This window comes from Pseudarthrobacter leeuwenhoeki (genome assembly GCF_055412885.1).
The window spans coordinates 25,147-38,369 of record NZ_JBVAYY010000006.1; the positions used below are offsets into that span (position 1 = coordinate 25,147).

At 68.3% G+C, this 13,223-nt stretch carries 8 protein-coding genes; 4 read left to right on the top strand and 4 right to left on the bottom strand.

Annotated elements, in window-relative coordinates:
- Window positions 1-228 precede the first annotated feature (228 nt).
- Window positions 229-1,122, top strand: a complete 894-nt coding sequence (locus ACZYX4_RS06460) for an NmrA family NAD(P)-binding protein (RefSeq protein WP_463874619.1) — start codon at window positions 229-231, stop codon at window positions 1,120-1,122.
- Window positions 1,123-1,434: 312 nt separating this feature from the next.
- Here ACZYX4_RS06460 and ACZYX4_RS06465 read toward each other — a convergent pair whose 3' ends face one another.
- Entirely contained in the window at window positions 1,435-2,436 is a 1,002-nt protein-coding gene (locus tag ACZYX4_RS06465; protein WP_463874620.1) for a trypsin-like serine peptidase, read from the bottom strand.
- A gap of 247 nt (window positions 2,437-2,683) precedes the next feature.
- Here ACZYX4_RS06465 and ACZYX4_RS06470 point away from each other — a divergent pair, with 247 nt between their 5' ends.
- Both ACZYX4_RS06470 and ACZYX4_RS06475 read left to right on the top strand, forming a co-directional pair.
- Window positions 2,684-4,903, top strand: a complete 2,220-nt coding sequence (locus tag ACZYX4_RS06470) for an NADP-dependent isocitrate dehydrogenase (RefSeq protein WP_463874621.1) — start codon at window positions 2,684-2,686, stop codon at window positions 4,901-4,903.
- A 261-nt stretch (window positions 4,904-5,164) separates the two neighbouring features.
- Window positions 5,165-7,378, top strand: coding sequence for a catalase (locus ACZYX4_RS06475; protein WP_463874622.1), 2,214 nt, complete (start codon window positions 5,165-5,167; stop codon window positions 7,376-7,378).
- Between the two features lie 890 nt (window positions 7,379-8,268).
- On the opposite strand, the gene ACZYX4_RS06480 is transcribed toward ACZYX4_RS06475, so the two are convergent.
- Both ACZYX4_RS06480 and ACZYX4_RS06485 read right to left on the bottom strand, forming a co-directional pair.
- Window positions 8,269-8,793, bottom strand: coding sequence for a mucin-associated surface protein (locus ACZYX4_RS06480; protein ID WP_463874623.1), 525 nt, complete (start codon window positions 8,791-8,793; stop codon window positions 8,269-8,271).
- The gene (locus tag ACZYX4_RS06485; protein ID WP_463874819.1) at window positions 8,790-9,974 is read right to left on the bottom strand and encodes a serine/threonine-protein kinase; all 1,185 of its coding nucleotides are present in this window, start codon (window positions 9,972-9,974) and stop codon (window positions 8,790-8,792) included. The genes ACZYX4_RS06480 and ACZYX4_RS06485 overlap by 4 nt, the downstream gene beginning before the upstream one ends.
- Before the next feature lie 1,113 nt (window positions 9,975-11,087).
- On the opposite strand from ACZYX4_RS06485, the gene ACZYX4_RS06490 reads away from it, so the two are divergent.
- Complete coding sequence (locus ACZYX4_RS06490; RefSeq protein WP_463874624.1) at window positions 11,088-11,780, top strand: hypothetical protein; 693 nt, start codon at window positions 11,088-11,090, stop codon at window positions 11,778-11,780.
- A gap of 234 nt (window positions 11,781-12,014) precedes the next feature.
- Here ACZYX4_RS06490 and ACZYX4_RS06495 read toward each other — a convergent pair whose 3' ends face one another.
- Window positions 12,015-13,085 carry a Gfo/Idh/MocA family protein gene (locus ACZYX4_RS06495; protein WP_463874625.1) on the bottom strand — a complete coding sequence of 357 codons (1,071 nt, stop codon included), beginning with the start codon at window positions 13,083-13,085 and terminating at the stop codon, window positions 12,015-12,017.
- Window positions 13,086-13,223: the final 138 nt, after the last annotated feature.

Below are 13,223 nucleotides of genomic sequence, written 5' to 3' on the forward strand. Positions count from 1 at the left end.
GGCATATTCGGATTATGTCCAGGCTCTGGGTGTTGCGGGGGACATGTCCTGTGGCGGTATGGCCTTAACGATCGGGACGCCACTACTGAAACGTCCAGCCCCTGGAACGAGGCGGCGGGGGTCCACCTGCCGACCAGCGTTGGCGGCAGGGAGCTTGGGGCGGCTGGCCCAGCCGACACGACGGTGCGGGTTTGTTAGCCTCAAGGTCAGCAGAAAGGAAGGCGCGTGATGGCGGATGAGGTGATCCTGGTGACCGGGGCCACGGGCAATGTCGGCCGGGTCGTGGTGGAGCAGCTGCTGACTGCAGGGCGAAGAGTCCGTGCCGCCGGCCGCAGCACGGAGTCGGTGAGGCGGATGTTCGGGCAGCGGGTTGAAGCCGTTGCCCTCGATTTCACCGACGAGTTGACCTGGCCTGGCGTGTTCGACGGGGTCCGCCAGATGTTTCTCCTGCGTCCGCCGCATCTGGGCAAGCCGAAGACGCAGATCATTCCTGCCCTTGAGTACGCGCGCGCCCGCGGGGTCGAACAGATGGTGTTCCTGTCCCTCCAGGGTGCGGAGAAGAACAAGGCCGTCCCGCACGCTGCCATCGAAGCGTGGCTCCGCGCCTCCGGTGCCGCCTGGACGTTCGTGCGAGCTTCCTTCTTCCACCAAAATCTCTCCACTACGCACCTGACCGATATCCGCGACCGCGACGAGATCGTGGTTCCCGCCGGCCGTGGCGCGACCGCGTTCGTTGACTGCGAGGACGTCGGCGCCGTCGGCGCCGCAGCGCTGCTGGATCCCGCCGCGCACCGCAACACCGCGTGGACTGTGACCGGGAACGAAGCGCTGACCTACGAACAAGTCGCCCGGATCCTGGCTGACGAGCTCGGCCGTCCCATCCGGTATGCCCGGCCCGGGATCTTCCGCTACCTTGGGCACGCCCGCCGAGCCCTCGGAATGCCTTGGGGAATGGCCTTTGTCACCGCGGCCATCTACACCACAGCCCGGCTCGGACTGGCTGGCGGCCTGTCCGGCACTGTTCGTCAGGTCCTGGGCCGTGACCCAATCAGTTTCGCCGCTTTCGCCCACCGGGAACGCGAAATCTGGCAGCCCGCCCCGGCCAGCAAGGAGACACCCTGAGGAGTGCATTGCTCGGAGCCACCGGCCGCACGGGGCCCTTGCCCTCTCCCACTAACACTCACCCCGGGGACATGCTCATTCTTTGAGCCAGGGACTGGGCATAGTGGGATTATGCCCAGTGCCAGGTCTGTGGGGTGGGCATGTCCCGGGTCGGCGGGGGGACATGTCCCGTAGTGCCGGCGCGTGCCGCCCGGCCCCGGCCGCTGACCACACGCCAACGCAGGGCCACGCGGGCCCATCCCCGCTGCTGGAGATGGGCCTCAAGGGACCCTGCGCTGGTTTTGCGTGTTGCCGGGTGCGGGAAGTGTCCGCCTAGGAAGCGGCCGCGGTGCTGTAGGCCTGCTGGATGACGGAGCCCCAGTACGGGCCGTACATCGTGGTGGACCTGCTGCCGTAGCCGTAGCTGTTGACCGAGTTCTGGTACCCGGTGGAGCTGGAACCGATGAACCACGGACCGCCAGAGGATCCGCCGGTCATGTTGCAGGGGACGCCCTGGGTGTTGAAATCCGGGTTGTAGGGATCGTTCGTGGCGGTGCCGGTGCAGCTCTTCAGGGACTCACCGTCGAAGGGCCGTGCCGCGGGGTAGCCGAACGCCTTGTAGCTGAGGCCGCGGGGGGCGTTGAACTCCAGGCCCGAGGCACCCACAACGTCTGCAAGCGTCTGGCCGTTGAGCGGGTTCATGACTGCGAAGCCGGTGTCGTAGGTCATGTCGCCGCCGGAGCTCCACTGGGTCGGGGCGTGGAGGGACTGGGCCGTCCACTTGCCGTAGGGCGCGGCGCCGTCGAGGTAGGCCGGGACGAAGGTGAACTTGGTGGCGAAAGCCCCGGGGCCCTCGTTGAGGCAGTGCCCGGCCGTGGAAACAGTGCTCTTGTTCGTGGAGGAGACCGAGTTGCCGGAGCAGACGTAGTTGGAGCCGCCCAGGGTAAAGAAGACCTTGCCGACGTGCTTGACCGGGGTTTCACTCGCGTTCGCCTTGATCTGGACTTCCGTCGCCTGCAGGCTCGGTGCCTGGTACTCGACGGTGGTCGGTGCTCCCGCTTCAGCCGGACGGTGCACAGCGGCCTTGGAATTGGCGCTCTTCAGCATGGCCCTGCCTGCGAGCACATCGCCGGGGATGGCGCTGCGCATCCGTTCTTCCGTCCAGTACTGCGCTCCGCCGGTCTCGACGACGGTGTGGCTGCTGACCCCCGACGTTTCCGCCGGCGCATCGCCGGATGCCGGGGCCGCGCCCGCGGCGCCCGCGGCGCCCAGAGCCAGCAGTGCCGCCGCTGAGAGGCTGAGGAGGCTGGTGGCCAGAGTCTTCGGAGTTCTCATGGTTGTCCTAACCGGTGAAAAGCGGGACGGCCGCCGGTGGTGGCCGCTGTGATGGGAATGAAACTACGGGACTTTGACTGTCCTGTAAAGGATGTTGTCAATTCTTGTCACAGTACGTTGCCGACGTCACGGAGTCCGGGGCGTACGACGCCTGTAGGCGGCAACCCTCCTCCCTCGGGTAAGTTGGGGGTGTTGAATTGGCAGAAAATTCCGGAAATACCCAGACCTTCAGGGAGACGCCCGAGCAATGGCAAAAATTATCTATACCCACACCGACGAAGCGCCGATGCTGGCCACCCATTCGTTTTTGCCGATAGTTGAAGCCTACGCTTCGACGGCCGGTGTGGAAGTGGAGACCCGCGACATTTCGCTGGCCGGCCGCATCATCGCCGCGTTCGGCGACTACCTCACCGCAGAACAGCGCGTCACTGACGCCTTGGCCGAACTTGCCAGCCTCGTCAAGCAGCCCGAAGCCAACATCATCAAGCTGCCGAACGTCAGCGCCTCGACGCCGCAGTTGAAGGCCGCCATCGCGGAACTCCAGGGCCAGGGCTACGCACTCCCGGACTACCCGGACAGCCCCTCCTCTGACGAAGAGACGGACATCCGCTCCCGCTACGACAAGATCAAGGGCTCCGCCGTCAACCCGGTGCTGCGTGAAGGCAACTCCGACCGCCGCGCCCCGCTCTCGGTCAAGGCCTACGCCCGGCAGAACCCGCACAGTATGGGCGCCTGGACCGCCGAGTCCAAGACCAACGTCGCCACCATGGACGCTGATGACTTCCGTTCCAACGAGGAATCCGTGGTCATCAAGGCTGACGGAAACGTCAGGATCCAGCTGGTTAAGGAAAACGGTACGGTCAAGGTCCTCAAGCGGTTCCTCCCCGTGCTCGCGGGCGAGGTCATCGACGGCACCGTGATGCGCGCCGCCGCCCTGGACGCTTTTCTCGCAGCCCAGGTTGCCCGCGCCAAGGAAGAGGGCGTGCTGTTCTCTGCCCACCTCAAGGCGACCATGATGAAGGTCTCGGACCCGATCATCTTCGGACACGTCGTCAAGGCGTACTTCGCCGAGCTCTTCGACACCTACGGCGCCCAGATCGCCGCCGCCGGCCTGAGCCCGAACAACGGACTGGCCTCCATCATCAACGGCCTTGAGGATCTCCCCGAGGAGATCCGCGGCGACGTCGAGGCGGCCATCAAGAAGGGCCTGGACGACGGCCCCGAGCTGGCCATGGTCGATTCCGACAAGGGCATCACCAACCTGCACGTCCCCTCCGACGTGATTGTGGACGCCTCCATGCCGGCCATGATCCGCAGCTCCGGCCACATGTGGGGCCCCGACGGCGAGGAAGCCGACACGCTCGCCGTCCTCCCGGACAGCAGCTACGCCAGCATCTACCAGGTCGTCATCGACGACTGCCGCGCCCACGGCGCCTTCGACCCGACCACCATGGGCACCGTCCCGAACGTCGGCCTGATGGCGCAGGCCGCCGAGGAATACGGCAGCCACGACAAGACCTTTGAGATCCAGTCCGCCGGCACCGTCCAGCTGGTTGACGACGCCGGCACCGTGCTGATCGAGCACCAGGTCGCCCCGGGCGACATCTGGCGCGCCTGCCAGACCAAGGATGTCCCGATCCGCGACTGGGTCAAACTGGCCGTCACCCGCGCACGCGCCTCCGCCATGCCGGCCATCTTCTGGCTGGACAAGGGCCGCGCCCACGACGCCCAGATGATCGCGAAGGTCGAAGAGTACCTCAAGGAGCACGACACCGAGGGCCTGCACATCGACATCATGTCCCCGGAGGAGGCCACGGCCTTCACCCTGGAGCGAATCCGCAAGGGCGAGGACACCATCTCGGTGACCGGCAACGTGCTGCGGGACTACCTCACCGACCTCTTCCCGATCCTGGAGCTGGGCACGAGCGCCAAGATGCTCTCGGTGGTTCCGCTGATCAATGGCGGAGGCCTCTTCGAAACCGGCGCCGGCGGCTCCGCCCCGAAGCACGTCCAGCAGCTGCTCAAGGAAAACCATCTGCGCTGGGACAGCCTGGGTGAATTCCTGGCCCTTGCCGTCAGCTTCGAGCACCTTGCCACGTCCACGGGCAACGCCCGTGCACAGATCCTGGCCGACACCCTGGACCGCGCCACCGGCACCTTCCTGCTGGAGGACAAGTCCCCGAAGCGCAAGGCCGGCGAGCTCGACAACCGCGGCAGCCACTACTTCCTGGCCAAGTTCTGGGCCCAGGAACTGTCCCGGCAGGCCGACGACGCCGAGCTGGCCGCGGCGTTCGCTGCCGTCTCCGGCGCGCTGGACTCCGCGGAGGAGGCCATCCTTGGCGAGCTCCTGGCAGTCCAGGGCTCCCCGGTGGACCTCGGCGGTTACTACCACCCGGATGAAGCCAAGGTCACCGCGGCGATGCGGCCCTCGGCTAAGTTCAGCGACGTACTGTCCATGCTGGGTTAGTCCCACCATGCCGGCGTCCTGCCGGCCGCGGCTTACCACGAATGGCGTTACCCCGCGCTGTGTTCTACCCCGCACTGTGTTCTACCCCGAACGGCGCACCGCAGATTTGCGGTGCGCCGTTCGGCATTTTCGGGTCCGGCCACCGGGTGGCTGTTGCCTGGGAGGACGCCGTCACCTAAGGTACTAAGCAAGCTTAGCTTCGAATGGCGCCGCAGGGCCGCCGGTCCGGGGCCGAGGTTGCCTACCCTGAGGAGTCATCACATGCCAGCAGAGAGCAACATCCAGATCCCCGGTGCGGTGTCCGTGGAACCGCCCGCGCTGGAGGAGCCCACCACACCCCGGGAGCCGCTTCCGCCCAAGCCTGACCAGCAGGGGCCCGAGGCCGTGTCACCGACCGGCAGCCCCACCGGCGCACCGGTGCACTCACGGGCACAGTCCGGCGCCTACCTCACCACCGCCCAGGGTCTCCGGCTCTCCGACACGGACCACTCGCTCAAGGCCGGCCGTCGCGGCCCGGTGCTGCTCCAGGACCACCACCTGCGTGAAAAGATCACCCACTTCGACCACGAGCGCATTCCCGAACGTGTGGTCCACGCCCGCGGTGCCGGAGCGCACGGCGTCTTCCGGTCCTACGGTTCGGCGTCGAACATCACCCGGGCCGGGTTCCTGGCCAAGGACGCCGAGACGCCCGTTTTCGTCCGCTTCTCCACCGTCCTGGGTTCCCGCGGTTCGGCCGACACGGTCCGGGACACCCGCGGTTTCGCCACCAAGTTCTACACCGACGAGGGCACCTTCGATCTCGTCGGCAACAACATCCCGGTCTTTTTCATCCAGGACGGCATCAAGTTCCCGGACATCATCCACGCCGGAAAACCGCACCCGGACCGCGAGATTCCGCAGGCCCAGAGCGCCCACGACACCTTCTGGGACTTCGTCTCGCTGCACACCGAAGCCCAGGCCCACACCATGTGGAACATGTCCGACCGTGCACTCCCGCGCTCCTACCGCACCATGGAGGGCTTCGGCGTCCACACCTTCCGCCTCGTCAACGGCGAGGGCGCGACCAGCCTGGTGAAGTTCCACTGGAAGCCGAAGCAGGGCGTCCATTCGCTGCTCTGGGAGGAAGCCCAGCTCATCAACGGCATGGATCCGGACTTCCACCGGCGCGATCTTGCGGACGCGATTGAAGCAGGCGCCTACCCGCAGTGGGAACTCGGCGTGCAGGTCTTCCCTGACACCGAGGAGGAGTTCTTCGAGGGGATCGATCTGCTCGACCCCACGAAGTTCGTCCCGGAGGAACTTGCCGCCGTGCAGCCGATCGGGATCATGACCCTGAACGCCAACCCGGTGAACTATTTCGCCGAAACCGAGCAGGTCGCCTTCCACCCCGGCCACCTCGTTCCGGGCATCGACGTGACCAACGATCCGCTGCTGCAGGTCAGGCTGTTCTCTTATATCGATACCCAGATCAGCCGGCTGGGCGGACCCAACTTCGGCCAGCTTCCGATCAACCGGCCGCACGCGCCCGTCAACGACATGCTGCGCGACGGCATGCACCAGACTGCGGTGCACGGGGGAGCGGCGCCGTACCACCCGAACTCGCTCGACGGCGGCTGCCCGTTCCTGGCCGGCGCCGACCTCGGGGCCTTCATCGACGTGCCGGAGGAACTCGCCGCCGCGGTCAAGGAGCGGAAGTCGCCCGCATCCTTCGATGACCACTACAGCCAGGCGCGGCTGTTCTTCCGCAGCCTGACCCCCGTGGAACAGGACCACGTGATCCAGGCGTACACCTTCGAACTCGGGAAGTGCCGCGAGGAGACCGTCCGCCAGCGCCAGCTGCTGGCGCTGGCCAACATCGACCCCGCCCTGTGCGCGGCGGTGGCCTCCGGGCTCGGCATGCCCGCCCCGCGGGCCAGCGAGTCCGTGGAAGACGCCGACCCGAGCCCGGCGCTCTCCCAAATGGGTGGTTCCTGGCCGGTGGCCGGCCGGGTGGTCGGTATCATCGCCGATGCGGACAGCGACCTGGACTCCGTCCGGGCCGCCCGGGCCGCCCTTGACGCGGCCGGGATCGTACCGCTCGTGATCGCACCGGCGGGAGGCTTCCTCGGCGGAGCCGACGGCGGCATCCCGGTCCAGCGGACCTACCTCACCGCCCGCTCGACCGAGTTCGACGCCGTCCTGGTTGCCGCTTCGGGCGGGCCGGCCCCGGACGCAGCGCAGGGACGGGATGCCAAGGCCGGCCAGCCGGGGGCGTCGCTTGATCCGCGCGTCGAGCTGCTGCTCGCGGAGATGTTCCGGCACGCCAAGGCAATTGGCGGCTGGGGGCCGGCAGCTGCGTGCCTGGACGGGGCGGGCATTACCCGGGACGCTGCGGGCATCGCCCTGGGGGAGGGGCCGGACGACGTCGTGGCGCAGCTCACCGGGTTGCTCGCCGCACACCGGGCGTGGGAACGCTTCCCGGCGACCGGGGTCTAGAAAAGAAGGACCGGACGGCTCATCCGAGGCCCCCGCCCATGCGAAGAGGCCCGCCGCCACCGGAAAGGCCAGCCCGAGACTCATCAGGAGGAGTATGACGATGAACTGGTAGGGGACCGGGCCCACCACCGCCAGCGCTTCGGCCGCAGCACCAGGAGCCCGGGCTTGAGTGGGGTTTCAGTCTGCACGGGGTGATGCCCAACGCGAATTCTTTGGTGAGGGTGCACGGCACGGGAGCCAGCGTGAGCTCCTGGGAACGCTTCGCTCACGGCCTTCGCCTGTGGCGTCGCCCCCGCATTGAGTCACCGTGATCGCCGTACCGGGTGCCGCGGCAACCACAGGATCAGGAGGGCGAGAACGTTACCCCGAGGACCACAACGAGAACCACGACTGCCGGGATCGTCCCGACGGCCGAGTGTACATCCTTGACCGCATTCAGCCGGCCCCAGGAGTCAGGAACCACGGTGGTGCCGGCTCGACCGGGTGTCCGGAGAGGCCGAGCGGCTGTCACCCTGCAGGCCGGGCCCGATTGAACTGGCGGCATCAGCCGCGGTCCCGGGCACACTGGAGAAACGAAAATGCATGGTTGCGGGGCTGGCAGTGAGACCCGGTGATCACGGCGAGGGAAAACCTATGCGATCACTCGTTGCTTTTCCCCATGTTTTCCCCCGCCATGTTTCTCCCGTCCCGGGGCCGCGGGGCACATCGCGTCGCTGGCGCTGGGCGTATTCACGCTGCGCCTGATGCGAACGGCGCGAGGGAAGACCGCCGGTTCTGGCAGCTCAGCCTGACCATCACCCATCCGAGGCCGGTCGGTCTTTCTGGGTTCCGGGAGAATAAACCCGCGCGGCGTGCTGCTGCTGTCGGAGATGTTCCGGCACGCCAGGTCACTAATCGTCCGCGTCCTTACCTTTGCCTTTGCCCTTGTCTTGGGCCTTGTCGGCCGGCGGCGCGGGCGCAACGGCGGGCGGGGGCGCCGCCGCGGCGGCCTCGGCCTGGGCGGCTGCAGCGGCCTGCGCTGCCGCTTCCTCTTCCGCGGCAACCCGGGCGGCTTCGGCTTCTGCCTGACGGGTGTTGAGGTCCGCGCGGACTGTATCGACGGACGTCCGGATGCTCTGGTGCCGTTGGAAGGACACCCCGCCTCGGGCGGCCGCGTCGTCCAGTGACAGCACGAGCTCGTCGAGGCGCTTCAGCGACGCGGCCGGATCATCCGCCGCGGCGGCTTCGGTCACGGCAAGGACCTGGGTTTGAAGCAGCCGGGCGGCATCAGGGTCCAGCTCCGGCGCCGCGGAGCAGCTGGCCAGGGTGCCGGTGAGAAGGACCGCGCCGAGGAGCCAACCTGCGGGGAGCGGACGGAAGCGGTGCGGGCGGCCGCCGGGCCGGGCGCCCCGGGGCGGCGGGCTTGTCAGGTTCATGGGTCCACACTCTTCTGCAGCTCTTGGAGGTGCTGCCCCAGGTCCCCGGTCACGGCCGGATAGGGGACGACGGCGGGTGGTTCAGGTGCCGCGAGAGCGACAGCGGCCGCGACGGCACCCGTTATGACCGCCAGCAGCGCGAGGGACAGCAGGACCTGGGCGCGGCGGCTGGCCTGCCGGAAGCGCGAGGCCGCCGGGGGCAGGAGCGGGCCACGGTTTACCCGTGGAGTGGTGACCGCGTCCGGGTCCAGCGCATGCAGGGACCGCGTAGCGTTGATCACGCCGCCCCTGGTATCCGGGGAGGCAATCGCGCCGCGGATGGCGCCCGCACCGGCTGGGGATTGCAGCGGGGGACGGGCCGGCGGGGCCGGCAGCACGCGGGTGCGTTCTTCGGCGAGGAGCCCGGGGAGTGACTCGGGCGAGACCAGGGCATGGCGCAGCGCCAGTGCGAGGTCCGCGGCGGACGGACGGTCCAGGGGATCCTGGGCTGTCATGGCCCGGATCAGCTTGGCCCATTCGACGGGCACGGTACCGGGGACGGCCGGGGACCGGTGCAGTCTCGCGACGGCGGATTCCACGGCACTGCCGGGGTACTCAAGCTCACCCTTGATGCACTCAAGCAGGACCAGCCCCAAGGAGTAGATGTCGGTTGCCGGACCCAGATTGGCGCCGCGGGATTGTTCCGGACTCAAGTACGCGGCGGTCCCCACCATGGTGCCGGTGGTGGTCAGCCGCGTCCCGTCCACCATGCGTGCAATCCCGAAGTCGGTGAGCTTCGGACGCAGGGGCTCACCGGGACGGACGGGAACGAGCAGGATGTTTGCCGGCTTGATGTCCCGGTGGAGGATACCGAGTGAATGCACGTAGGCCAGGGCGTCCGACACTCCCGCTCCGATGACCGCGATATCGGCCAGCGGCAACGGGCTGTGCCGGATCCGGGCCCGGAGGTCCTGCCCGTCCACCAGTTCCATGGTCAGGAATGGCCGGGGTTCCTCCGGGATGCGGGTGTCCGTGCCGGCGTCGAACAGGGTCACCAGGCTCGGATGATTCAGGGTAGCCAGGAGTTCAATCTCGGCTTCCTGACGCCGGAGTTCGTCAGGATCGGCGGATTGCGGGGCAAAGAGTTTGAGGGCCACGTCGCGGCCGAGGTTCAGGTCCTTGGCGCTGTAGACCGACGCCATTCCGCCCCGGCCGATCACTTCCCCCAGCCGGTAGCGGCCGCCCAAGAGCTCTGCCGTTACCCGATCGGGCGAACTAATCTCCACGCTGTCCCCGTTCCTTCCCCGTGCGCCATGGCGGCGCCCCTCAAGAATGATACCGGGACGGGCTTCGGCTCCCTGCCCTGCGGCCGCGGACCGGCGGCCGCAGGGGGTTGGATGCTGGCGAGTCCTGCGGTGGCCGTTGGGTCCCCCAGCGGACCCAACGACGGACTGCTTTTCCGGAGCCTGCGTGGCCGTTGGGTCCCCCAGCGGACCCAACGACGGACTGCTTTTCCGGAGCCTGCGGTGGCCGTTGGGTCCCCCAGCGGACCCAACGACGGACTGCTTTTCCGGAGCCTGCGGTGGCCGTTGGGTCCCCCAGCGGACCCAACGACTTCGCTCCGGCCCCACGAGACCCTGGCGGAGACGGGAGGGACCCTACGGCGGGCGTTCCTCGTGGTGCGGGGCCGGTTTGCGGCGCGCCGGGGCAGCGTGCAGCGCCGCGGGCGCTGAAGGCGTCCGTTCTTGGGCGGGGGAAGCGAGAGGGCAAGACGGGGCGCCGGAATACCGGCAGCGGACGGTGCCGTCCATGAGGAATCTCCTGAATGACTGTTGGCGGGCGCTCAGGGCAGCCCGATTGGCCGTGCTCTGTGGAGTGCAGAGACGGCTAACTAGTCAGGAGAGGATCCGGGGTCAGCGGCGACGGCTGAGTGCACGTGCTGCAGCGGACCACGGATTGGATCAGCGCCGGCAGTGGGAATGACCAAGTATGGGTTTGGAAGCCAGGCGGCGCCACCGGCGGCTCCACCACCGGAGGAGAAGGTATTTCCGGATCCAGAGCCGGGAGCCGCGGGCAGGGAATCGGGAGCGGGCAGACCTGTCCCGTTGTGCCAGGGTGTGGGACTGTCGTCGCGGGCAGGTGCTGACGGCACGGTGCCGTTCGGGATGGCGCCTGCCGGGGGAGCGCTTTCCGTTTGATGGCCGTCCCCTCCCGGCCGGATATTGGTGTCCAGGGACGGAAGGTACAGCGGGGTCCCGAAGATCTCAATGGCGGGTGCGGGCGCAGGTTCCTGCAGCGCAGCCAGGCGATCCGGGGTGACGTTGCAGTCTGCGGGGACCTCGGGTTTTGCGGTGGGGACCGGGTCCGGGGGAACGGCAGCCGGCGCCGGGGCCAACACGACCGGAACCACCGGTTCGGACGGCGGAACCTCGTTCTTGACCGCGGGCTCTTCCGGCAGCGGGTCCGTTGTTACCGGGCCGGCTGGTGCCGTTGCCGTGGGCGACGGATTCGTGGGAGTCGTGGCCGGCTCAGTCACGGGCAGTAATGGCTCGGGATTGGCGACGGGCACGGTTGGAACGGATGCCGGAGCCGGGTACGTCACAGCCGGGTCCGGAACGGGCGACGGCGTCGGGCTCGGATTAGTCGGAGTGGGGGTCGGTGCCGGGCTGGTGACCGGCTCCCTCACGGGTGTGGGAGCCGGCGGGGTCGTCGGCGGAGCCGCCGGTTCGGTTTGGGGCGCCGGCGGGGCGGTGGCTTCGGGCGCGGGCACCGCAGGCCCGGTCGGGAGGACCGGCATCGCTGGGACGGTGGGGTCCGGCGTCGGCTCCACGGTGGAGGCCGGGACCGGAACGGTCGCCCACGGCGTTCCCCCGGGGGTGGGGCCGGCCACTTCGGTCTGGACAGTAGCTGAAGCTGCCGGCGCAGCTAGAGTCGGTGTGGGGACGGCAGCCGAGGTGAGGGCGACGGATCCGGCCCCAGCAGCGGTGGTCGTGGGAGCGGGGGTGTGAGTATGGTCCGCGCTGGCAGCCCCGGCAGAGAGCACCAGCCAAGCGAGTCCGGCGGCGCCGCCCAGGATCACCGTCCGGAGTGGACGGCGCGGGCGTAGTGGGACTGTTGCTGGGTCCACTCGCACACCCCATTTCCCGGATAGGTCGACGGTTCCCTACAGGGTAAGTCCAAGCGCGGGGGAGAGTCCAGAGCGCGCGGCAAACTGATGCGGATTCAGGCGGCGGAAGCGCCCGTCACCGCGCGTCATTCGGGTAACTCACACCCAGCTGGGCGCGCACCCCGTCGAACAGGCGCATGGTGTTCAGTGAGTCCTCAAGCGGCATCACCGGGCTCTCGCTGAGTCCGTGCTGGATGCAGCGGGTCACCTCGCGCAGTTCATAGCTGTAGCCTCGGCCCACGACGTCGAATGACTCGCTGCGGGTCTCGTCGAAGCCACCCCGTACCAGGAGCTCCTTGGGGTTGTTGATCGATCCGATGGCCTGCAGGAATCCCTGGGTGCCGGCCACGGTGGCCGTCCGGGGGCCGTGCGCCAGCAGGGATGAGGTCAGCTGCGCCTGGGCGCCATGGTGGTAGCCGAGGGTCAGCGCGTTCTGTGCGTCCACACCGTCCTCGTTCAGCCAGCCGGTGGCGCTGACGGTCTGCGGGAAGCCCAGGGTGCCCAAAGCCCAGAGCAACGGGTACACCGTGAGGTCCAGCAGGGCGCCGCCGCCATCCTTCGGGGCCCAAAGGCGTGAGGCCGGAGAATACGGCGCCGGGAAGCCCAAATCCGCTCCTACCCACTTGACCTCGCCGATCTCGCCGGATGCGGCGATCTCGAAGGCCCGCTGCATGCTCGGCAGGAAGCGGCTCCACATGGCCTCCATCAGGAACAGGCCCTTGGCCCGTGCCAGCGAGACCAGCTCAGAGGCCTCCCGCGCGTTGACGGTGAACGCCTTCTCGCACAGCACGTGCTTACCGGCGTTCAGGGCCGCCAGCGCGATTTCGTGGTGGTGGGCGTGCGGCGTGGCGACGTACACGATGTCGACGTCGTCATTGGCGAGCAGCCGTTCATAGCCGGTTTGCCCGCTGAGGTCCCCGTACGCCCGGGCGAAGCCGAAATCCGCGGCGAAGGCATCCGCTGCCGCCTGGGTGCGCGAACTGACCGCGTAGAGCTCGGCGTCGGCGAGGAGTTCCAGGTCGCGGGTCACGGACGCCGCGATGCCTCCCGTGGCGATGACGCCCCAGCGGAGCCGGGCGCCGGTGGCTGTGCGGGGATCGGGGTCCGCCTGGCTGAACAGCCAGGGTGTGGCGATGTGGGCGGTCATGGAGTCATCCTCTCACCCGGGCCGCTGTGCGGATCGCCGTCCGGGGCTATGGATCCGCTGTGAAGGGCTGCGCGCGACGCGGGGCGGCAAAAAAGCCCCGGCCCGCCGGGAGGCGGAGCCGGGGCTCTTGAGATGCGG

Bases quoted from the DNA above. Each gene is read 5' to 3' on its own strand.
- ACZYX4_RS06460 (WP_463874619.1), top strand. From the start codon at position 229: ATGGCGGATGAGGTGATCCTGGTGACCGGGGCCACGGGCAATGTCGGC.
- ACZYX4_RS06465 (WP_463874620.1), bottom strand. From the start codon at position 2,436: ATGAGAACTCCGAAGACTCTGGCCACCAGCCTCCTCAGCCTCTCAGCG.
- ACZYX4_RS06470 (WP_463874621.1), top strand. From the start codon at position 2,684: ATGGCAAAAATTATCTATACCCACACCGACGAAGCGCCGATGCTGGCC.
- ACZYX4_RS06475 (WP_463874622.1), top strand. From the start codon at position 5,165: ATGCCAGCAGAGAGCAACATCCAGATCCCCGGTGCGGTGTCCGTGGAA.
- ACZYX4_RS06480 (WP_463874623.1), bottom strand. From the start codon at position 8,793: ATGAACCTGACAAGCCCGCCGCCCCGGGGCGCCCGGCCCGGCGGCCGC.
- ACZYX4_RS06485 (WP_463874819.1), bottom strand. From the start codon at position 9,974: ATGGCGTCGGTCTACAGCGCCAAGGACCTGAACCTCGGCCGCGACGTG.
- ACZYX4_RS06495 (WP_463874625.1), bottom strand. From the start codon at position 13,085: ATGACCGCCCACATCGCCACACCCTGGCTGTTCAGCCAGGCGGACCCC.